The sequence below is a fragment of the Pseudomonas hunanensis genome (genome assembly GCF_013393325.1).
GTDB classification, from domain to species: Bacteria; Pseudomonadota; Gammaproteobacteria; order Pseudomonadales; family Pseudomonadaceae; genus Aquipseudomonas; species Aquipseudomonas putida_P.
Genome location: NZ_QJRC01000100.1, coordinates 1 through 19,280, shown reverse-complemented (window position 1 = coordinate 19,280; position 19,280 = coordinate 1). Strand labels below are relative to the sequence as shown.

The 19,280-nt window shown below is 58.4% G+C and carries 19 protein-coding genes; 15 read left to right on the top strand and 4 right to left on the bottom strand.

Going from position 1 to position 19,280, the window contains the following annotated elements; genetic code table 11:
- Positions 1–77: 77 nt before the first annotated feature.
- From DM807_RS24635 to DM807_RS24625, 3 genes are all read left to right on the top strand, one after another.
- Entirely contained in the window at positions 78–971 is an 894-nt protein-coding gene (locus DM807_RS24635) for a LysR substrate-binding domain-containing protein (RefSeq protein WP_069943108.1), read from the top strand.
- 152 nt (positions 972–1,123) lie between these two features.
- Positions 1,124–2,257: an aminotransferase class V-fold PLP-dependent enzyme gene (locus DM807_RS24630; RefSeq protein WP_060515364.1), complete on the top strand. Its 1,134-nt coding sequence runs from the start codon at positions 1,124–1,126 to the stop codon at positions 2,255–2,257.
- A 149-nt stretch (positions 2,258–2,406) separates the two neighbouring features.
- Positions 2,407–3,114: a tellurite resistance TerB family protein gene (locus DM807_RS24625; RefSeq protein WP_179028076.1), complete on the top strand. Its 708-nt coding sequence runs from the start codon at positions 2,407–2,409 to the stop codon at positions 3,112–3,114.
- A gap of 16 nt (positions 3,115–3,130) precedes the next feature.
- Here the strand turns inward: DM807_RS24625 and DM807_RS24620 are convergent, their stop codons facing one another.
- Together DM807_RS24620 and DM807_RS24615 are read right to left on the bottom strand one after the other, a co-directional pair.
- Complete coding sequence (locus DM807_RS24620; protein WP_060515366.1) at positions 3,131–3,847, bottom strand: murein L,D-transpeptidase catalytic domain family protein; 717 nt, start codon at positions 3,845–3,847, stop codon at positions 3,131–3,133.
- An 84-nt stretch (positions 3,848–3,931) separates the two neighbouring features.
- Positions 3,932–4,966, bottom strand: coding sequence for a L,D-transpeptidase (locus DM807_RS24615; protein ID WP_060493929.1), 1,035 nt, complete (start codon positions 4,964–4,966; stop codon positions 3,932–3,934).
- 294 nt (positions 4,967–5,260) lie between these two features.
- On the opposite strand from DM807_RS24615, the gene DM807_RS24610 reads away from it, so the two are divergent.
- Complete coding sequence (locus DM807_RS24610) at positions 5,261–6,781, top strand: NCS1 family nucleobase:cation symporter-1 (RefSeq protein WP_179028075.1); 1,521 nt, start codon at positions 5,261–5,263, stop codon at positions 6,779–6,781.
- A 64-nt stretch (positions 6,782–6,845) separates the two neighbouring features.
- Here DM807_RS24610 and DM807_RS24605 read toward each other — a convergent pair whose 3' ends face one another.
- Positions 6,846–7,301 (bottom strand): methyltransferase family protein, encoded by a 456-nt coding sequence (locus DM807_RS24605; RefSeq protein ID WP_060515368.1) that lies wholly within the window; start codon positions 7,299–7,301, stop codon positions 6,846–6,848.
- Between the two features lie 155 nt (positions 7,302–7,456).
- Between DM807_RS24605 and DM807_RS24600 the strand changes: the two genes are divergently transcribed.
- The 3 genes from DM807_RS24600 to DM807_RS24590 all read left to right on the top strand — a co-directional run bounded on the left by DM807_RS24600 (position 7,457) and on the right by DM807_RS24590 (position 9,443).
- A complete protein-coding gene (locus DM807_RS24600) occupies positions 7,457–7,846 on the top strand; it encodes a GFA family protein (RefSeq protein WP_071984316.1) in 390 nt (129 codons plus the stop codon).
- Between the two features lie 198 nt (positions 7,847–8,044).
- The gene (locus DM807_RS24595) at positions 8,045–8,374 is read left to right on the top strand and encodes a hypothetical protein (protein ID WP_012271437.1); all 330 of its coding nucleotides are present in this window, start codon (positions 8,045–8,047) and stop codon (positions 8,372–8,374) included.
- A gap of 199 nt (positions 8,375–8,573) precedes the next feature.
- Positions 8,574–9,443: an AraC family transcriptional regulator gene (locus DM807_RS24590; RefSeq protein ID WP_179028074.1), complete on the top strand. Its 870-nt coding sequence runs from the start codon at positions 8,574–8,576 to the stop codon at positions 9,441–9,443.
- Positions 9,444–9,701: 258 nt separating this feature from the next.
- On the opposite strand, the gene DM807_RS24585 is transcribed toward DM807_RS24590, so the two are convergent.
- Positions 9,702–10,577 carry a helix-turn-helix domain-containing protein gene (locus DM807_RS24585; RefSeq protein ID WP_012271435.1) on the bottom strand — a complete coding sequence of 292 codons (876 nt, stop codon included), beginning with the start codon at positions 10,575–10,577 and terminating at the stop codon, positions 9,702–9,704.
- A gap of 304 nt (positions 10,578–10,881) precedes the next feature.
- Between DM807_RS24585 and DM807_RS24580 the strand changes: the two genes are divergently transcribed.
- The 8 genes from DM807_RS24580 to DM807_RS24545 all read left to right on the top strand — a co-directional run.
- On the top strand, positions 10,882–11,736 hold the full coding sequence (locus DM807_RS24580; protein WP_060493932.1) for a hypothetical protein: 855 nt from the start codon (positions 10,882–10,884) through the stop codon (positions 11,734–11,736).
- 161 nt (positions 11,737–11,897) lie between these two features.
- Complete coding sequence (locus tag DM807_RS24575; protein WP_012271433.1) at positions 11,898–13,136, top strand: MFS transporter; 1,239 nt, start codon at positions 11,898–11,900, stop codon at positions 13,134–13,136.
- 187 nt (positions 13,137–13,323) lie between these two features.
- Entirely contained in the window at positions 13,324–14,154 is an 831-nt protein-coding gene (locus DM807_RS24570; RefSeq protein ID WP_012271432.1) for a dihydroorotate dehydrogenase electron transfer subunit, read from the top strand.
- Positions 14,154–15,089: a dihydroorotate dehydrogenase gene (locus DM807_RS24565; RefSeq protein WP_012271431.1), complete on the top strand. Its 936-nt coding sequence runs from the start codon at positions 14,154–14,156 to the stop codon at positions 15,087–15,089. The genes DM807_RS24570 and DM807_RS24565 overlap by 1 nt, the downstream gene beginning before the upstream one ends.
- Entirely contained in the window at positions 15,086–16,342 is a 1,257-nt protein-coding gene (locus DM807_RS24560; RefSeq protein ID WP_179028073.1) for a Zn-dependent hydrolase, read from the top strand. Before DM807_RS24565 ends, DM807_RS24560 begins: the two co-directional genes overlap by 4 nt.
- Positions 16,339–17,700 (top strand): dihydroorotase, encoded by a 1,362-nt coding sequence (locus DM807_RS24555; RefSeq protein ID WP_179028072.1) that lies wholly within the window; start codon positions 16,339–16,341, stop codon positions 17,698–17,700. The genes DM807_RS24560 and DM807_RS24555 overlap by 4 nt, the downstream gene beginning before the upstream one ends.
- Before the next feature lie 26 nt (positions 17,701–17,726).
- The gene (locus DM807_RS24550; protein ID WP_012271428.1) at positions 17,727–18,056 is read left to right on the top strand and encodes a hypothetical protein; all 330 of its coding nucleotides are present in this window, start codon (positions 17,727–17,729) and stop codon (positions 18,054–18,056) included.
- A gap of 134 nt (positions 18,057–18,190) precedes the next feature.
- Positions 18,191–19,280 (top strand): malic enzyme-like NAD(P)-binding protein (locus DM807_RS24545; RefSeq protein ID WP_179028071.1); only part of this gene is annotated, 1,090 nt, incomplete at its 3' end.

Sequence of the window (19,280 nt, the reverse complement as noted above, 5' to 3'; positions counted from 1 at the left end):
CTGGCGCGGGTTTCTTTCAAGGTGCTCAGGGAGTAGCCTCGGCAATGAATTTTTCCAGCCCGGCCATTGCCAACGTCATGCCAAACGGTTTCCCTGAATTGCCCTCGCTTAATGCGCTACGCGTGTTTGAAGTGGTCGCCCGCCACCTTAACTTCCGCCTGGCCGCCGAAGAATTGGGCGTGACCCAGGCGGCAGTTGCACAACAGATACGCGGGCTGGAGGCAAGCCTGAACCTTCGCCTGTTCGAGCGCCTGCCCCGGGGCCTGGCACTGACCGATGCAGGGCTGGGTTACAGCGGCAGCATCCGCAGTGCCCTGGCCATGATCGATGAGGCGACACGCCTGCTGCGGCCACAATCAGCGCACCTTACGGTCAGCGTTACCCCGACCTTTGCCTCCAAATGGCTTATTCCCAGGCTGGGCAGTTTTGCGCAAAGCCACCCGGACATCGATTTACGTGTGCTGGCTACAGATCGACTGTCCCACTTCAACACCGATGGCGTGGATATCGCCGTCCGCTATGGCAAGCCCGAAATCGGCGCAGGCCTGAACAGCGAACTGTTGATGGCGGATCGCATCGTCGCAGTGGCCAGCCCTGCGTTGTTCGAGGGCAGCCAAGTCCCCGCCAGCTTCGAGCAACTGCAAGATTTCATCATGCTCCACGATGCCCATAACTTCTGGCCTCAGTTCCTTGCTGCAGTGTTTCCGCAACACGTGCAACCGACCGCCAAGAACCTGCGGTTCAATCAGACCTCATTGGCCATTGATGCGGCCATCAGTGGCCAGGGCATTGCGTTGGCCAGCCTGGCGTTCGTCAGTGATGACATCGTCGCCGGCAGGCTGATTCAAGTCTTCGCTCAGCAGCTCAGGCTCGACAAGTCGTTCTATCTGGTGTGGCCACGCAAGCTGCAGCAGCCTGAGTCGCTTGGCGTCGTGCAACACTGGCTGAAGCAACAGACAGGCAATAGTTAATCTACGGTTAGAGCAAAGTTTAGCGGTCACCGGTACCGGTGAGGCTGTTGATAAGGTCGACCGAAGCCGCACACCGCCCTGCCCCGTCTTGTCATTTGCCAGGGCTTAGGGCAGGGTCGATACCACGGACATCTCTGCCAAGGAGTCACCCCATGTCAACGCTCTACTCCAGTATTGATCCTGAGGGGCTGGTCGAGTACTCGGTGGTGTACACCGACCGCTCGCTCAATCACATGTCTCAGGCATTTCAAGGCGTGATGAAGAACATTTCCAAGACCCTGAAACAGGTCTATGGCGCCCAGGCTGTTGCGGTAGTGCCGGGCAGCGGTACATTCGGCATGGAAGCAGTTGCGCGCCAGTTTGCCACTGGCCAGCAATGCCTGGTGATACGCAACGGCTGGTTCAGTTATCGCTGGAGCCAAATCCTCGATACGGGCAACATCCCAGCGGCCACCACGGTGCTGAAAGCCCGACCGGTCGACACGGGGCGCCAGGCGGCCTACGCGCCACCGCCTCTGGAGCAAGTGCTGGCGGCAATTGAGGCGCACAAGCCTCAGATTGTCTTCGCGCCCCACGTTGAAACCTCATCAGGGATTATCCTGCCCGACGATTACCTGCGGGCCGTCGGCGATGCCGTGCATGCAGTGGGTGGCCTGTTCGTACTGGACTGCATCGCCTCCGGCACGATTTGGGTCGATATGCACAAGTGCGCGGTCGACCTGCTGATCAGCGCACCGCAAAAAGGCTGGAGCGCCTCACCTTGCTGCGCCTTGGTGATGTTCAGCGCGTTGGCCCTCGAACGCATCGAGCACACACAGAGCAGCAGCTTTGCCTGCGACCTGAAAAAGTGGCTTCAGATCATGCAGGCCTACGAGCAAGGTGGGCATGCGTACCATGCGACCATGCCCAGCGATTCGCTCGCACGGTTCAACGACGTGGTGAACGAGATGCAAGCCTACGGCTTCGACAAGGTCCGCGCGGAACAACAGGCGCTAGGTGATCGGGTGCGCGCCCTGTTGACTGGCAAAGGCATCAAGAGCGTGGCTGCATCGGGCTTTCAGGCACCGGGCGTCGTGGTGAGCTACACCGATGATGCCGATATCAAGAGCGGCAAGAAATTTGCCGATCACGGCCTGCAGATAGCCGCCGGCGTTCCGTTGCAATGTGACGAGCCAGCCGACTTCCAGACCTTCCGCATCGGCCTGTTCGGGCTCGAAAAGCTGCACAATATCGAGCGCACGGTCAGCACCCTTGAGCAGGCATTGGACGAAGTGATGAGAGGCTGAGCCAGTACCCTGGCTGCAGCACCTGCCATATGGGTGCCTGACCCGACCTTGGCCCTTCTGGGCCAAGTCTGCCAAACGGTCATGGCAGTTCGCCTCGAGGGGGCTATCGTTGCTTGTCTGGGCAACGACTACCGACCGAGGGCGGTGCCATGAACACGACTGATCTACTCGAACAGCTGCTGCGCGCCGGACAAGGCTCGCGAGCGCAACAAGGGAACGGCGGCCTGGCATCGCAAGACGGCCTGGGCGGCTTGCTGGGAGGGCTGCTTGGCGGCGGCAGTGCAACGGGTGGCGCTGGCGGTCTTGGTGGTTTACTGGGCGGGCTTTTGGGTGGCGGCAGCGCGCTTGGCTCTACCCAGGGCCGCTCTGCGGGTGGCACCAATTATGCCGCGCTGGCGTCGTTGGGCATGATGGCGTTCCAGGCCTATCAAAGCTGGCAACGCAGCCAGGCAGCCGCCCCGCAACAGGCCATGCGTACGGTCGATCAACTGTCGGGCGCCGAAGCCGAAGGCCATAGCCATGCGGTACTGCGCGCATTGATCGCGGCAGCCAAGGCTGACGGTCGCATCGACGAGCAAGAAGAACAGTTGATCTACGCCGAAATCAAACGCCACACCAGCGACCCGCAACTGCAGCAATGGCTGGATGAGGAGGTCAGCAAACCACTCGATGCAACCGAGGTGGCACAGTCTGCCCAAGACCCCGCCATGGCTGCCGAAATGTACCTGGCTAGCGTGATGCTGGTGGATGACCAGCAGCCCGCAGAGCGGGCCTACCTGGACGAACTGGCCAGCGCACTGCAAATCGATCCGACGTTGCAGGTGCACCTGGAGCAACAGGCCAAGGGTAATCAGTAACTACCCACCGTTGCCTCTACTTGCTGGCGAGCGACTGATTTGCCAGCGGGCAGCTCTGTGCGTTGAGAAAACGTGATGTTTTCAGCCAGTTCTGCTGCGGGTAATAGGCAAACACATAGCTACCGCGTTGCAACGTCTCGATCAGCTTGCCGGCAATGGCCGGCCGAACGGCAGGGCAGCCCTGGCTGCGCCCCAGGCGCCCTAGGCCGGGCACGACCTTGGGGTCGGCATACGCGGCGGCATGCATCACGATTGCCCGCGACATGCTGTTGTCGTTGAACCCCGGCTCCAACCCTTGCAGGCGCAGCGAGCGGCCATGCTTGCCGCTGTAGGTCTGGCCGGTTTCATACAGGCCGATGGAGGACTGGTAACTGTTCGGCGCGTTGGAGAACGTGGTCGGCACATCGGCGCCGCTGTTCTTGCCATGGGCGACCCACTCTTCGAACAGCAGTTTCCGGGCCCGCAGGTCGAACACCCACAGGCGTTTGTCACGCGAGGCCTTGGAGTAATCGATCACCGTCAGCAACTTGTTCGCGTCGTTGTGACTGGCGCATGAATAGGCAGTAAGGGCCAGGGCCAAGGTGGACAGGTTGGCGTTCGGCGCCAACTGCTGCAGCTCGGCAGCACTAGGCAGAGATTGCGCGTAGGCAGCAGGCCAGGCGCTCAAGAAAAACAGGCCAATACTGGCCACCGAGAGCCGGACGGCTCCGCGCAAAGGTTCAAACATCGACATAGGGTACCCTGTTGAAAACGTGTCTTATCTGCCTTGTTTGCAGCCAAAAACCGCTACTTTGCTTGATTTACTGAAGATTGCCGATCATTTCTTGACCAATGGTTTAGATTCTTCACTGCCCTCGGTGCTGATCACCGTGAATTGTCCATTGCTGCGGGTATCCCGAGTAGACGCCCAGTCGGTGATCACCAGCATCGTGCCAACGTCCATTGCCGCTCGTAGATGACGGCGAAATTCCGGGTTGATGTTCAATTGCCCCAATTGTTCATAAGGCGTATTTCCATACTCCGGGTTGCTCAAGCCCACCACTGACCAGCGTAAGGGTAGCCCGCCATCGAGTGCCAAGCTGGATGGCTTTTGCAACAGGGAATACACCGCCATGCCACTGCGATGCTGGCCGCTTTCAGCCGAAAGTGCCGGCGCCGAACCGATCAACTGGCCACCGCGGAACACGTAGGCCCGCAAGTCGGCGCGGCTGATCAGGATCGACAGTGGCCCAGCCGTCGGGTCTGGGTCGTTCCAGAACTGTTGGTTGTTCAATACCAGCGGGCCTTGGGCCTTGCCATCGCTGACCGTAGGCGCCAGCACGCCGGGGTGGTAGACCTCCACCGGCGCACTGTTGGTATCGGAAACGATGACAGTCGTCGAACTGAAACCGGTGACTTCGTACAGCTTCTTGGCAAAGTCCATCGGCAACCGGACACAACCATGCGAAGCGGGGTAGCCCGGTAGATGGCCAGCGTGCAAGGCAATGCCGTCCCACGTCAGGCGCTCCATATAGGGCATCGGCGCGCTGTTGTAGAGGCTGGATTTGTGCTCGACCTTCTTCTGCAGAATGCTGAATACCCCGGTGGGGGTTTCCCGGCCTGGCTTGCCGCTGCTCACGGTACTGACGCCAATGGCAATGCCATTGCGATAGACGTAGGCACGTTGCTCGGTAAGGCTCACCACCACGGTCACCGGCCCTACCGGCGAAACCTGCGGGTACCAGAGAAACTGGCCAGGCTTGAGGCTTTCGAGCTGGCTCCTCAGTGCGGCCGGGGTGGGCACCTGCAGTGGGGCTGCTTCGACCAAGGCAGCGGCAAGTAACAGACCCAGTCCGAGCGATACATGCGACATCGAAAAGCCCCCATAGAATCCTGCTGGCAGATTAGTCCGAACATTCCCTTGAAAGCCACCCGTTCAGCGCGTCAGCTCAACCTGGTGAACAGGTAAGCATCCCCGCCTGGCGCGTGCGGTAACAACTTTGCACAAAAAATGTGCACAAAATACCCACTTCTCGGCGAGGCGTATCACGCAAAAATGCCGAATGAAGGCTATAGAAGGCTGGCCTCAACCGAACGCGTGGGTTGGTATGAATCTTGTGTGTATACAAATTCAATAATAAAAGTACACAACCATCATGGAGTCCCGATGGCGTCGATTTCACGTTCCGATGTTGGTCAGCTTGATGTTCTCCCCGCCGATACGGCCGAGCCCAATCAGCTGGCGTTGAGCCCGCGTCTGTACAGTGCCGACCTTGCCCCGACCCGCGCGGCCAATCGCACCTGGGGGCGTTACAGCCTGTTCGCGCTGTGGACCAACGATGTGCATAACATCGCCAACTATTCCTTCGCCATCGGCCTGTTCGCACTGGGCATGAGCGGCGCGCAGATCCTCGCCGCCTTCGCGCTTGGTGCGCTGGTGATCTACGGCCTGATGAACCTGTCGGGCTACATGGGCCAGAAGACCGGCCTGCCCTACCCCGTCATGTGCCGTATCAGCTTCGGCATTCATGGTGCGCAGATCCCGGCACTGATCCGCGCGGTGATCGCTATCGCCTGGTTCGGCATACAAACCTACCTCGCCTCGGTCGTGCTGCGCGTGCTGCTGACCGCCATCGCTCCAGACCTCAAAGCCTACGACCAGAACTCGATCCTCGGTCTGTCGACGCTGGGCTGGATCACCTTCTTAGGCATATGGTGCGTGCAGGTGGCGATTTTTGCCTACGGCATGGAGATGGTGCGCCGCTTCGAGTCCATCACCGGGCCGATCATTCTGGTCGCCTTTGCCTGCCTGGCGGGCTGGATGTACTGGCGCAGTGGCCTGTCGATTTCATGGTCCAGCGGCAACGCGCCAACCGGTTCGACTATGTGGCTGAAAGTGCTCGGCGCCGCCGCGCTGTGGGTCTCGCTGTACGGCACCATGATTCTCAACTTCTGCGACTTTACCCGTAACTGCCCAGACCGTCGCACCATCAGCGTGGGCAACTTCTGGGGCCTGCCGGTGAACATGCTCGGCTTCGCGCTGATCGCCGTGGTACTGGCCGGCGCGCAGTTCAGCATCGACGGCAAGCTGGTGCAGGGACCGACCGAAATCGTCGCCGCCATCCCCAACACCGCCGGCCTGGTGCTGGCCTGCCTGGCCTTCCTGATCGTCACCGTCGCGGTGAACATCATGGCCAACTTCGTCGCCCCGGCCTACGTGCTCGCCAACCTCGCGCCGAACCTGCTGAACTTCCGCCGCGCCGGCTTGCTCAGCGCCGCCATCGCGGTGCTGATCCTGCCTTGGCACCTGTATAACAGCCCGTCGGTGATCGTGTATTTCCTCGGCGGCCTGGGTGCCCTGCTCGGCCCACTGTACGGAATCATCGTCACCGACTACTACCTGGTTCGCCGCAGCCGGGTAAACCTGCCGCAGCTGTACAGCGAAAGTACAGAGGCTGCCTATCACTACAACCGTGGGGTCAACCTGCGCGCTGTAGCGGCGTTCATCCCGGCTGCGCTGATCGCCATCGTGCTGGCGCTGGTGCCGGCGTTCGATACGCTGTCGCAGTTTTCGTGGTTCTTTGGGGCAGGTTTGGGCGGGTTGATTCATTACGCCATTGCCGATCGCAGTGCCCGCTACACCCAGGTATCCGGCGAAGGCATCGCAGTGGATAGCGCGCAGCACTGACCGGATGCACGAAAAAGGCTCAACCTCATCAAGGACTCGCCTCGGCTGACAGATGTTTCGTTTTCTAAAGCCAACGCCTTACCTGTTTGCAGTATTGCGTGAACGCTCTGCCGAAACGACTGGCAAGGGCCCGTTCCTCCGGGCCGATCTGGAAGAGGTTCATATAGATTACGAAGCCCAGCACGCTTAGCAGTGCTGGCGGCCAGGCGAGAAAGATTGACCAAGCTATCAGGGCTGTGGCGAAGCCCAGGTACATGGGGTTGCGTGTATATGTGTAGATGCCCCCGGTGACCAATGCCGAAGCTGTTTCAGGCTTCAGCGGGTTCACCGTGGTGCGTGCGTGACGGAAGGAAAGCACGCCGGCCAGGCAAACAGCTACGCCTACTAGCAATACCACGAGCGCCAGGCCAATGCGCCATTCGGCAGTCACCGCCAAGGTTCCCGGTAAGTGTCGAGCCGCGAACCACGCCAATAGACCGAACAGGGTTGCAACCAGGGGCGGAGGAATACGGTTGTCCATGATGAATTCCTAGTAGAGGCAAACTAACGACCAGCCTGAGGGTTACAGCCACTTCAGGGTCAAGCACCCTTTGCACGATGGACGTCAGATATGGCCAGTCGACTGATCAAGCCTGGGCGTTTAGGCTGGCGTTTTCCTCCTGCACGGAAGCACCAATGACAGAGGTATACCAAGGAAGCTGCCTATGCACAGCGGTCAGTTACCTGCTACTCACCCCACCCAAGGCAGTGAGCCATTGCCATTGCAGCCAATGCCGTAAAGGTCATGGCGCCGCATTCGCTTCGTACGGCAGCGTGCCGCGCAATATGCTGCGAATACTACGCGGTGCTACCTACATCAAGACCTTCGCCTCTTCACCGACGGTAGTGCGCGAGTTTTGCGTCGCGTGCGGCTCAAGCTTGTTCTGGTCACGGTCCCAAGGTGATTTTGCCGACTGGGTTTCGATAGCCCTGGGCACACTTGATACCCCGTTCCTGCCCAAGAAGCAGAAACACGTTCACATCGATTCCGCGGCCCCCTGGTACTCACCCTGCAGCCTTGCCTGAAAAACACGGCTGCTCTACCCCACCAGCCCAGACAACTTCGTCAAGGTTTCAAGCACCCGGGTGCATGCAACTTTGCTGATCAGGCCCGGTCTGTATAATCCCGCGGCGTAGCGCCCATGCGGATGTCCATGGACCTGCTACAGGCACTCCGCCTTCATGATGCCTCTCACCATCAAAACCAACCGATAAGGAAATCACATGCGTACATTCAAACTGGTACTCGCAGCGCTGCCATTCTTTGTACTGGCCGGCTGCGGCAACGACGCCCTGGAAGGGACTTACGAAGCCACCACCACGGTGATGGGTTTCAAAAGCCCCAAGCAAAAGTGGGAGTTCTCCAAGGACTACATCATCGCCAATGGCAGCAAGGTCAAGGTCGAAGAGTGGGAGCGCAAGGATGATGTGGTCACGGCGCGCAACAAGGACGGGCTTGCACTGATCAATGTGCGCGTACTGGAGGGCGGCAAGCGCCTGGAAGCCGTCGGCGGCAGTGAAATGGCCAAGAACGAGTTCGTGCGGGTGGATTGACCCACCTGTCAGCTAGCGTTACAGGGGCCGCTTTTGCGGCCCAACTTGCTTAACTGGCCGGTAGCGCGGTACACCCGGCCACACTGGCGTCATCCACGGCATGGTCAAGACAATCCCCGATTGAGCAATCACGGCTAGGCACCTCGATGCCTGAACAACGGATGCTAGCGCTCACCGCACCTTCCGGAGATTCCGTTCGTTGACTGACTCACAGCACAACCCTACCTACGCAAAGCGGTTCCAAGCCGTGCTTGCCTACATCGACAGCCACCTTGAAGGCGACCTGTCGGTGAATGCCCTGAGCCGCATCGCCAACTTCTCGGCGTTTCACTTCCATCGGCAGTTCACGGCATACATGGGCATTCCGGTTTCGCGGTATGTGCAACTGATGAGGCTTCGACGCGCGGCGCACCAGCTGGTCGCCTCACCCGCAATGCCCGTCCTGGAAGCCGCATTCGGCGCCGGTTTCGAAAGCCCCGAAGCCTTTTCCAGAGCGTTCAAGCGTGCCTTTGGCATGGCGCCCAGCGTGTTCGCCAAGGCGCCGAACTGGCAGGCCTGGAGTGCGGTATTCGTTGTTCCACACCTTTCCAGGAGTATCACCATGCAGATCCGTATCGTGGATTTCGCCGAAACCCGCGTAGCCGCGCTCGAGCACCGAGGGCCACCCGGCCTGGTCGGCGAAAGCGTCGCGCGTTTTCGCCAATGGCGCATGCACAGCGGCCAGTCGCCGGTGGCCAGCAGCCGCACGTTCGGCATTCCCTACGACAACCCCGACACCACCCCGCCCGACGCTTTTCGCTTTGCCGTTTGCGGTGAGATTGATGAGGCTGTGCAGCCCAACGATTTCGCCGTGCATGAGCGGGTCATCCCGGCCGGGCGTTGCGCCGTGATCCGGCATATCGGCTCGCCTGACTACATCGGCGAAACCATCTACCCGCTTTATCGTGACTGGCTGCCATCGAGCAATGAAGAATTGCGCGACCATCCGTTGTTCTTCCAGTACCTGAGCGTGTACCCGGAAACGCCGCTGGAGCAGTGGCAAACGGATATCTACGTGCCGCTGAAGTAAGTGGGGCCTTGGGCAGCGGTCAACACCAATCATCACCGGCCCGGACGTATGTTTGGGCCAAGTTGGTGGGCTATGCCCGTTCCCCAAATCCACCCGGCGCCGGGCAACCGAGCCGGGTATCAGATACGTGCCCCAGAAGCCTCGATTTAGCTCGACTGACTTCCTCTGGGCGTTGAGGTGGCCGTTTGCCGAGCTTGGCTAACGACCAAAATCAGTCGCTTAAAAGTGTCCAGGAAAGCCAGGGCGACGCACGTCTAGTTACAACTTTGCCAGCAGCTGCTGGAGCTTCCTCATAGCGTCTCGGCCTGAATATGCTCGGCTCAACAAGTCGGTAGACATGGCTTTGTACATGTCCACCGCCTGGGCCGATGACGTCACGCTAGCAATGCCTACATGCAGATTGGGCAATTCGCCCAGTCGGTAGGGGCTGACTGCTACGTAGCTTGTGTTTTTCTGTTCGAAGATCTGGAAGGTGGCGCTTGGGAGCGCTTCGTCGATCAGATAGATGTTCGGATGATCGCTGTTCGATTCCACGATGCTGATCAGGTTTTCGATCTCTCGGCGGGCGAGCAAAGCCCGCTCCATACGAACACTGGGCGGTAAGTCCAAACGACCTACCAGGCCAATGTGCAAATAGCGCTCGATCTGGCGCAGACCGACGATGGACTTGACCTCGAATTTTTGGCGGAAGAAGGTGGATTTCCGCTCGTCCAGGATACTCAGTATCTGGTCTTCCATCGCTTCTTGAGCACCGCTGAAAACCCGAGGCCTGGCCTCGTAGAGCATCGTTTTGAACAGCTCAGAGTACTCAGGCGTTGTCAGGAGATAAGAGAACGGATCGAAGTAGGAGATGATGCTGCTGGACCTCGCTTCCAGCTGCCTCATGCGCTCGAAGTAACCCAGCGCATTGTCGAAGTACTCCGTGTCTGAACCCAGCAGGCTGGTCAGCGAGACCTTCAACAGCTCCGCCAACCGCTCCAGCGTTTCGAGCTTTACGATTTTGCCGAGTTCGAGGCGATAAACCGCAGCACGCGAGATGCCGAGCTTTTCTGCAACCTGATCGGCATTCAGCTGACGGCCAATTCGAAAAGCCCTGAGACGTTCGCCGATTGCTTGGTAATCAATCTGGTTCAATGAGAATCCTTATCATTATTGGATGAGTCGCGTGTCCGACCAGATCGGCTTGACGAAGTCATGCTGCAAGTGTATCAATATTTAGACAGGTGAAGTTGTTCGTCTAAAAAATACAAAAAAAGGCCGGCTCATGTCTACTCAACTCCCCTCGCGCCGACCCGCGGCTGGGTATCTCAGCACACACTCCGCACCGTTTTGTAGCACTTCCTTGCCTGCTTGCTTGGCTTTGGTCCTAGGACCTGACAGCTAGGCAGTTTTTTCCTGCCCAACGCGTAATAACAACACTCTGATTGGAGCTTCGGTAATGAAGACCAGAATCGGCGCGCCCGTACTCGCCCTTTTTTTGACCCCAGCTGTCATGGCAGCTCAACCCCCAGCGTTCAGCGATACCTTCATTGGATATCGCTACAGCAGTCATTTCTCCGACCCAGGCAAAAAGAAAGACGTGGCTAAGCACATCGTCCAGCTCACCCATGTCAGCACCTACGCGCTAGGCCAGCAATTTGCGAACCTTGATGTGTTCAAGTCAGATCACAATGACCCCAAAAAGGACAGCGACAGTGGCGCCACCGAAATCTACCTGACTTATCGCAATCAACTGCAGTACGGCCGGATTTTCGATAAGCCCCTGGCCTTCGGCCCGGTCAAGGATGTCGCGCTGACCCTGGGTTTTGACTGGAATACAAAGAACAACGCATTCCAGTCACGCAAGCGAATGGTGGTGATCGGTCCAACCCTCAAATTTGCGCTGCCGGCGGGTTTTCTCGACCTGAGCCTGTATTACGCACGGGAATGGAACCACTGCGGCCTAGACAGCTGTGACCTACCCGGGAACCACTCATCGATGCTGTTCGACCCCTTCTACCAACTGAACCTGACATGGGGTGTCCCGTTCACGGTTGGCAGTGTGCCGATGAAATTCCAGGGCTTCTACAGCTACAACACTGAAAAGGGTGATGACTACCGCAACAACCCCACCGCAGATGAGCAACTGATGCGTACCTCCTTGATGGTCGACGCAGGTCAGCTCGTCGGGGCCAAGAAGAACGTGTTCTGGGTTGGGCCCGGATACGAGTATTGGCGGAACAAATTCGGCAACCGCACGGGCGATGGGATTGATGTCGATGCACTTTCCATCAACCTCGAATGGCACCTTTAGTGCATTCGCTGTTTCGGGCTCTTCGTGAAATCTAAATATTTAGACAAAAGCCGGCGCTAGCAGTAACCTGTGGTCAGCCCTTGAGGTGCCAGCAGGTGGCGGGTCTGGCGAGTCCCTCTGTCAGGTCGTCTAAAAAACTATACAAAAACAAGAGGTAAAGCATGATGGCTTCGTCCGACATGGTTCAAAAAAAGGATGCGTCACCGCGCAAGGCTTTGATAGCCAGTGTGACGGGTTATGCAATGGACGGCTTCGACTTACTGATTCTCGGGTTTATGCTGCCTGCGATTACGATCGGCCTTGCGCTGACATCATCGGAGGCCGGCTCGCTGGTGACTTGGACGTTATTGGGAGCTGTGGCAGGCGGGCTGATATTTGGCCAATTGAGCGATCGCTATGGCCGGGTTCGAATGCTGACCCTGTGCATCCTGACCTTCTCCATCTTCACGGGGCTCTGCGCAATCGCTCAGGGCTATTGGGATCTGTTGATCTACAGGACCCTCGCCGGTTTCGGTTTGGGTGGTGAGTTCGGTATCGGCATGGCGCTGATCGCCGAGACCTGGCCGGCACACCGGCGCAACCGAGCCTCCTCTTATGTGGGCATGGGATGGCAAGCCGGTGTTCTTGCGGCGGCTCTTCTCACACCATTGCTTCTGCCTTACATCGGCTGGCGTGGCATGTTCCTGGTCGGCTTGCTGCCTGCTTTCGTTTCTTTGATTGTCCGTCACACGATGAGTGAGCCGGCTGAGTTCGTGAAGGCTGCAGCTGATCCTGTTCCGTTTGCTCGGCGATTCACTGACCTTTTCAAAGACCGGCAGACCACCAAGGCCAGTGTTGGGGTGATGGTCCTGACTTCTGTGCAGAACTTTGGGTACTACGGCCTGATGATCTGGATGCCCAGCTACTTGTCCAAGAAATTCGGCTTTTCGCTCATGGCATCTGGTACTTGGACTGCAGTCACTGTGCTGGGCATGGCATTCGGGATTTGGCTGTTCGGCCAACTGGCGGATCGCTTTGGCCGCAAGAAGATGTTCCTGCTCTACCAAGCAGGCGCAGCGATCATGGTCATTGCTTATGCCAACCTTGATAACCCGACCGTCATGCTGTTCGCCGGCGCGATCATGGGGATTTTTGTGAACGGTATGATCGGCGGTTATGGGGCGTTGATCTCTGATCTCTACCCGGCGCAGATACGCGCCACGGCCCAGAACGTGCTGTTCAACATTGGCCGTGCTGCGGGCGGGTTCGGTCCATTAGTTGTGGGGGCGGTAGCACTTCATTACTCCTTCACTGCCGCGATCATGTTGCTCTCGTCGCTTTACGTCGTGGCGATGGCCGCTACGGTCTTTCTGCTTCCTGCCTGTCAGAGTGAACAGCTGAAAAAGGCTCAGCCGGCTTAATCATCGAAGCCGGCTATCAGCCTGCCTCGCCTGATTCGTATCAAAAATTAGACAGAATAAATCGACTGCGGTAGATTCAACTCACGCAATCCCTGAAACACCGAGTTACCCGCCGCCTCAACACTGAGGCGGCAATTTCTATTGACCATGCTGTATAAAAAATTAGACAAATGCGAGGCCACCCACAATGAACGTGATTTCCGGTTGCTGCCAGGCCACTGCCATCACCCCCCCTAACGACACGTTGGCGGTCGTCATCTCCAACGAATGGGTCAACGATGAGTACAAGCGCCTAGTGCTTCAAGCCGACGGTGCTGCATGCCAGTCGCTGCCGGGGCAGTTCTTCAACCTGCTGTGCCCAAACGAAGGCGACAACAAACCGTACTTCCGCCGGCCAATGAGCACCTACAAGGCAGACCCCAGCAAGGGTCAGGTCGAATTCTTGTACAAGGTGACCGGCAAAGGCACCTACGGCCTGGAAACACTCCGCGAAGCGCAAACGTTGGAGATTCTGGGCCCACTGGGTAAGGGATTTGACCTGGACTCTTCCTGGGATCACATGATCATCGTGGCTCGCGGTGTCGGCTTGGCAACGCTCGCACCACTGGCGGAAGCTGCGCATCAGCTGGGTATCCGACTGACCGCCGTGCTGAGTGCCCGCAGCGAAAAAAGCCTGCTTTCGCGTGAGCGATTCGCCTCGCTCGGCGCCGACGTACAGGTAGTCCTGGACGAAGACGGCAGCAGTGCACCAGACCAACTGGAGCACCTGCTCAGACAAATCATCGCTCGTGAAAAGACCAGCGCGCTCTTTACCTGCGGCTCGAAGCGGCTGACCCGTCTGCTGAAAAAGCTCAGCGCAGAGCTTGGCCTGGTAGGCCAAGTGGCACTTGAGCAGCAAATGGTGTGTGGCCTAGGGATGTGCCAGTGCTGCGTCGAAGTATTCGAAGTCGACGGGCTCAGGGTGGGTAAGCGGGTATGCCTTGAAGGCCCTGTATTTGACCTGGCGGAGGTGGTGTGATGATCGATCTCAGCGTACAAGTGGGCGGACTGCGCCTGAAAAACCCGGTAATGCCAGCCTCGGGTACCTTCGCAGAGGAGCTGATCCACCTGCTGGATTTCAACCAACTTGGCGCCTTGGTCACCAAGACCATCACTTCGGATAAGCGAACCGGAAACCCGATGCCACGCGTTTGTGAGCTGGCGGACGGGATGATGAACGCGATCGGTATCCCAAGTAAGGGTGCAGATCTGTTCATCGACAAGGTCGTTCCCTTCTACCGGAATTTCGATTCACCGCTGATCGTGAGCATCTCGGCGCCAACGGCTCAAGGCTTCGCCGAGCTGGCTGCCCGGCTGAGTGACGTGCCGGGTGTGGCGGGTATCGAAGCCAACATTTCCTGCCCCAACCTGGAAGCCCACGGCCAGTCGTTTGGCATGCAGGCCGAAAGTACACGTAATGTTGTCGCACTGATGCGGCAGGCCACCTCCCTCCCCCTGTGGGTCAAACTGACCCCTAATGCTGGTGAAGTCGTACCGGTTGCCCTGGCTGCGCAAGACTCCGGTGCTGATGCCGTAGTGGTCGGTAACACGCTGCTCGGGCTCTCCATCGACATCGAGCGTGGTCGTGCAAGGCTCGGGAATTTCATGGGTGGTATCTCAGGTGCCGCTATTCGACCGCTGATGGTGCGTCTGACCTATCAGTGCGCCCAGGCTCTGGAAATCCCAATCATTGGTTGCGGTGGTATTTCCACGGCCGATGATGCTCTGGAGTTCATCTATGCCGGCGCATCGGCTGTTCAGGTGGGTACGGCCACCTTCCTTCACCCCAAGACCATGAACACGATGGTGGGTGAGTTGGCGGCCTTCTGTGAGCGTAAAGGTGTTTCTTCTATTAGTTCGCTGATCGGGGCTCTGGATGACTCGCCTGCAGAACCCTTCGGAGCCCTGCCATGACTGCCCAATGGCGTGAGCAGGCCGAAAAGCTGTTCAACGATGTCGCATCACTGTCTCGTGATCCCCACGAAGGCATCACTCGTGAAAGCTACGGCCCGGGCGAAAACGACACCATCGCTTACCTGAGCGATTTCGCTTTGACGCATGGTCTTGATGTGGGGCCTGACCGCGCTGGCAACGTGATCTTCAAACGCAAGAGCGACAATGGTGAGCCTGCTTTGTGGTATGGCTCGCACCTTGATTCCGTCCCGCAAGGTGGTAATTACGATGGGCTGGCCGGCGTTGTGGCGGGTCTGCTTTGCCTGTGCCGAATGGACCAGGAAAAAGTAGAGACGGCGCGACCCATTCGTGTAATCGGCTTGCGAGGCGAGGAAAGCGCCTGGTACGGCAAGTCGTACATCGGATCACGAGCGCTGTTTGGTGGGCTGACTGATCAGGACCTTTGCCTTACCAACCGCTTTAGCAAGCGCACGCTTGCTGAAGCCATGGAGGCGGTGGGCGCAGACCTTGAGGCAATTCGGCGCCAAGAGTGGCTTATCGATCGCTCGCAATTTGCCGGCTACCTTGAAATCCACATTGAGCAAGCCGAGTCGTTGGAACGTATGGGGCAAGCTCTGGGCATCGTTCCCGGCATTCGCGGAAATTTCCGCCATAACCAAGTCCGTTGCCTAGGTGAAGACGGCCACTCGGGGGCCGTCGCGCGCGAAGACCGCCACGACGCCGTATTTGCCGTGAGTGAGCTCGTTGCTCGAATTGACGAGCTGTGGAGTGAATACGTCGCGGCGGAGCGCGACCTGGTGGTTACCGTTGGTACCCTGGGTACAAATGCTGCCCACCACGCTGTCTCGCGTATCCCAGGCGAAGTCAGCTTCAGCCTCGAAATGCGCAGCCTGCATCATGACACGCTCAAGGCGTTTTACTCGGCTGCGCTGGTCGAGGCCAAATCAATCGAGACGTCTCGCCAAGTTCGATTCGAGTTTGACAACCGGATCGATACCGCCCCCGCCGCCATGCATGGTCCCTGGACGGACGTTTTCGTTCGACAAGCCCGTGATAAGGGTTGGAAAGGCGTTCTCACGCCTAGTGGTGCTGGCCACGACGCAGCGGTTTTCGCAAACGTCGGCATCCCTAGCGCAATGATCTTCATCCGAAACCAGCATGGGTCCCACAACCCTCACGAGGCGATGGGGTTGGACGACTTCCTGGCAGCGACAGAGGTGCTGTATCACTCAACATTGGAGCTGAAACCATGACCGTTCGAGATAACGCTTGGCTGATCCGTAATGCAACCCTGGTCAATGAAGGACTTCGTTGGGTCGGTGATCTTCGAGTGCGAAATGGTCGCATCGATACCATCGGCGAAGCCCTAGAACAGCTGCCCGGAGAGGAACTGATCGACGCTACTGGGCTGTGGTTGTTACCGGGAATGATTGATGATCAAGTGCACTTCCGGGAGCCTGGCTTGACCCACAAGGCTAACATCGCCAGTGAGTCTCGCGCCTGTGCAGCGGGTGGTATCACCAGCTTCATGGAAATGCCGAACACCAAGCCAGCCGCGCTGGATCGTGCAACCTTGGAAGCGAAGTACGATATTGCGGCTGGCTCGAGTGTTGTCAACTACGCCTTCTACATGGGGGCAAGCAACGACAACCTGGACGCAATTCGTGACATCGACCCGGCCAGCACACCCGGCCTGAAGGTATTCATGGGCGCCTCGACCGGTAACATGCTGGTCGACAACCCAGACGTGTTGAACGAGATCTTCCGTGTGTCCCCGGTGCCGATCATCACGCACTGTGAAGATACCCCGATGATCAACGCGGAACTGGAAAAAGCCAAAGCGCGCTTCGGCGACGACATTCCAGCCCGAGAGCACCCGCTGATTCGTTCACGCGAGGCATGCATCAAATCTACTCGGCTGGCCATTGAGTTGGCGCGCAAGCACGGTACTCGGCTCCACGTGCTGCACATCTCCACCGCAGAAGAGCTTGAGCTGTTTGAACCAGGGCCAATCGCAAGCAAGCGCATTACCGCTGAGACCTGTGTGCATTTCCTGCACTTCACCGAGCACGACTATGACCGTCTCGGTTTCTTGATCAAGTGCAACCCGGCCATCAAGACTGCCCGTGACCGGGATGCCATCGTGAGGGCGCTAGCTGAAGGCCGCCTCGACGTATTGGCGACTGACCACGCGCCGCACCTGCTTGAAGAGAAGCAAGGCAACTACAGCCAAGCGCCATCAGGTATTCCGCTTGTCCAATATGCACTTCAAACCGCTCTGGAGCGTGTATTCCAAGGAGCGCTGACGCTCGAACGACTGGTTGAAGTCGTGAGCCATGCGCCGGCTGAGCTGTTCCGCGTAAGCCGCCGCGGCTACCTTCGTGAAGGCTACGCTGCGGACCTGGTTCTTGTTGACCCTCAGCGTCCGCACTACGTAACCAATGATCAGGTGCTTTCCAAGTGCGGCTGGACGCCTTTCGATGACACCGCATTTTCTTCGAGCATCGTCGCCACTTTTGTAAATGGCGAGCGTGTGTGGGACGGGACAGCGGTAGACGGTTCGGTACGTGGCCAGCGGCTTTCTTTCACTCCCCGCGCTGACCGTGCTTAGTGCAGCAACAAGAGGTTTAGGTAAGCATGAACTTTTCAGAAATGGTGCAACGATTCGCCGCCGCTCTCCCAGGTACCGACTCGTTCAAACACGCCAACGCTCATTGCGAAGCCATCATCCAAAATGAGCCATTCCAATCCTGTGCAGCGTTCTTGATTGCCGGGTTCTGCCGCACATACGTGCTCATCTATGAAGACCAAGCGCTAGAGGCTGACTTCGCCAGACGAAACCACCGCCAGCTGCTGGAGTATATGAACCAGCTGGACACGGCCTTGGTCACCCAAGACCACAGCGTTGTTCACCAAGCGTTGATCGACGTAGTTGAACACTACGCGAAAAGCGACCGAATCTTCTAAGCACCTCGTTTGCCGCGTGAGGGTGACACGGGTGCCACGCACACCTGTAGCGTCCTTGCGCGGCAACTCCTGATAAAAATAAAACAAGTCTGCGCAGCCGAATGCTCGGGGCCAGACCCTTTTAGGATGCTGCAATGAGTCTCAAAAACGACGCTCTCGAATACCACGCCCAGCCACGACCAGGAAAACTCAGCGTAGAGCTTTCGAAGCCTACCGCCACCGCCCGGGACCTATCTTTGGCCTACAGCCCAGGTGTTGCAGAGCCAGTACGTGAAATTGCTCGTGATGCTGAGTTGGCCTACAGGTACACCGGCAAGGGCAATCTGGTCGCGGTGATATCCGATGGCACCGCCATCCTTGGACTGGGTGATCTCGGCCCGCTGGCCTCCAAGCCGGTGATGGAAGGCAAGGGTGTTCTGTTCAAGCGATTCGCCGGTATCGACGTGTTCGACATCGAGGTCGAATCGGAAAGCCCACAAGCGTTCATCGACACCGTTCGCCGCATTTCGATCACCTTCGGTGGCATCAACCTTGAAGACATCAAGGCCCCTGAGTGCTTCGAAATCGAGCGCACCTTGATCGAGCAGTGCGACATCCCGGTGTTCCACGATGACCAGCACGGTACCGCCATCGTTACCGCGGCCGGCATGATCAACGCCCTGGAAATCGCCGGCAAGAAGCTGGAGGACGCCAAGATCGTCTGCCTGGGGGCTGGCGCTGCAGCCATCTCTTGCATGAAGCTGCTTATAAGCATGGGCGCGGGCGCTAGCAATATCCTCATGGTCGACCGCAGCGGCGTGATCCACGCTGGCCGTGACGACCTGAACCAGTACAAGGCGCAGTTCGCCCACGCTACCGACAAGCGCACCCTGGCTGACGCCCTTGACGGTGCCGACGTGTTCGTAGGCCTGTCCGGCCCGAACCTGCTGAGCCCGGAAGGCCTGAAGTCGATGGCGGCCAACCCGATCGTGTTCGCCTGCTCGAACCCGGACCCGGAAATCTCGCCAGAGCTGGCGCACGCCACTCGCAGCGACGTGATCATGGCTACCGGTCGTTCCGACTACCCGAACCAGGTCAACAACGTACTGGGCTTCCCGTTCATCTTCCGTGGTGCCCTGGACGTTCGCGCCAAGCGCATCAACGAAGAAATGAAGATCGCCGCTGCTATCGCCCTGAAAGACCTGGCCAAGCTGCCAGTGCCTAAGGAAGTGTGCGAAGCCTACG

What these genes read in the sequence shown, in the direction of transcription:
- DM807_RS24550 (WP_012271428.1), top strand. Translation starts at nt 17,727, where the DNA reads ATGAACTTTTCAGAAATGGTGCAACGATTCGCCGCCGCTCTCCCAGGT.
- DM807_RS24600 (WP_071984316.1), top strand. Translation starts at nt 7,457, where the DNA reads ATGACAGAGGTATACCAAGGAAGCTGCCTATGCACAGCGGTCAGTTAC.
- DM807_RS24605 (WP_060515368.1), bottom strand. Translation starts at nt 7,301, where the DNA reads ATGGACAACCGTATTCCTCCGCCCCTGGTTGCAACCCTGTTCGGTCTA.
- DM807_RS24635 (WP_069943108.1), top strand. Translation starts at nt 78, where the DNA reads ATGCCAAACGGTTTCCCTGAATTGCCCTCGCTTAATGCGCTACGCGTG.
- DM807_RS24630 (WP_060515364.1), top strand. Translation starts at nt 1,124, where the DNA reads ATGTCAACGCTCTACTCCAGTATTGATCCTGAGGGGCTGGTCGAGTAC.
- DM807_RS24570 (WP_012271432.1), top strand. Translation starts at nt 13,324, where the DNA reads ATGAACGTGATTTCCGGTTGCTGCCAGGCCACTGCCATCACCCCCCCT.
- DM807_RS24555 (WP_179028072.1), top strand. Translation starts at nt 16,339, where the DNA reads ATGACCGTTCGAGATAACGCTTGGCTGATCCGTAATGCAACCCTGGTC.
- DM807_RS24625 (WP_179028076.1), top strand. Translation starts at nt 2,407, where the DNA reads ATGAACACGACTGATCTACTCGAACAGCTGCTGCGCGCCGGACAAGGC.
- DM807_RS24615 (WP_060493929.1), bottom strand. Translation starts at nt 4,966, where the DNA reads ATGTCGCATGTATCGCTCGGACTGGGTCTGTTACTTGCCGCTGCCTTG.
- DM807_RS24610 (WP_179028075.1), top strand. Translation starts at nt 5,261, where the DNA reads ATGGCGTCGATTTCACGTTCCGATGTTGGTCAGCTTGATGTTCTCCCC.
- DM807_RS24575 (WP_012271433.1), top strand. Translation starts at nt 11,898, where the DNA reads ATGATGGCTTCGTCCGACATGGTTCAAAAAAAGGATGCGTCACCGCGC.
- DM807_RS24560 (WP_179028073.1), top strand. Translation starts at nt 15,086, where the DNA reads ATGACTGCCCAATGGCGTGAGCAGGCCGAAAAGCTGTTCAACGATGTC.
- DM807_RS24580 (WP_060493932.1), top strand. Translation starts at nt 10,882, where the DNA reads ATGAAGACCAGAATCGGCGCGCCCGTACTCGCCCTTTTTTTGACCCCA.
- DM807_RS24565 (WP_012271431.1), top strand. Translation starts at nt 14,154, where the DNA reads ATGATCGATCTCAGCGTACAAGTGGGCGGACTGCGCCTGAAAAACCCG.
- DM807_RS24620 (WP_060515366.1), bottom strand. Translation starts at nt 3,847, where the DNA reads ATGTCGATGTTTGAACCTTTGCGCGGAGCCGTCCGGCTCTCGGTGGCC.
- DM807_RS24595 (WP_012271437.1), top strand. Translation starts at nt 8,045, where the DNA reads ATGCGTACATTCAAACTGGTACTCGCAGCGCTGCCATTCTTTGTACTG.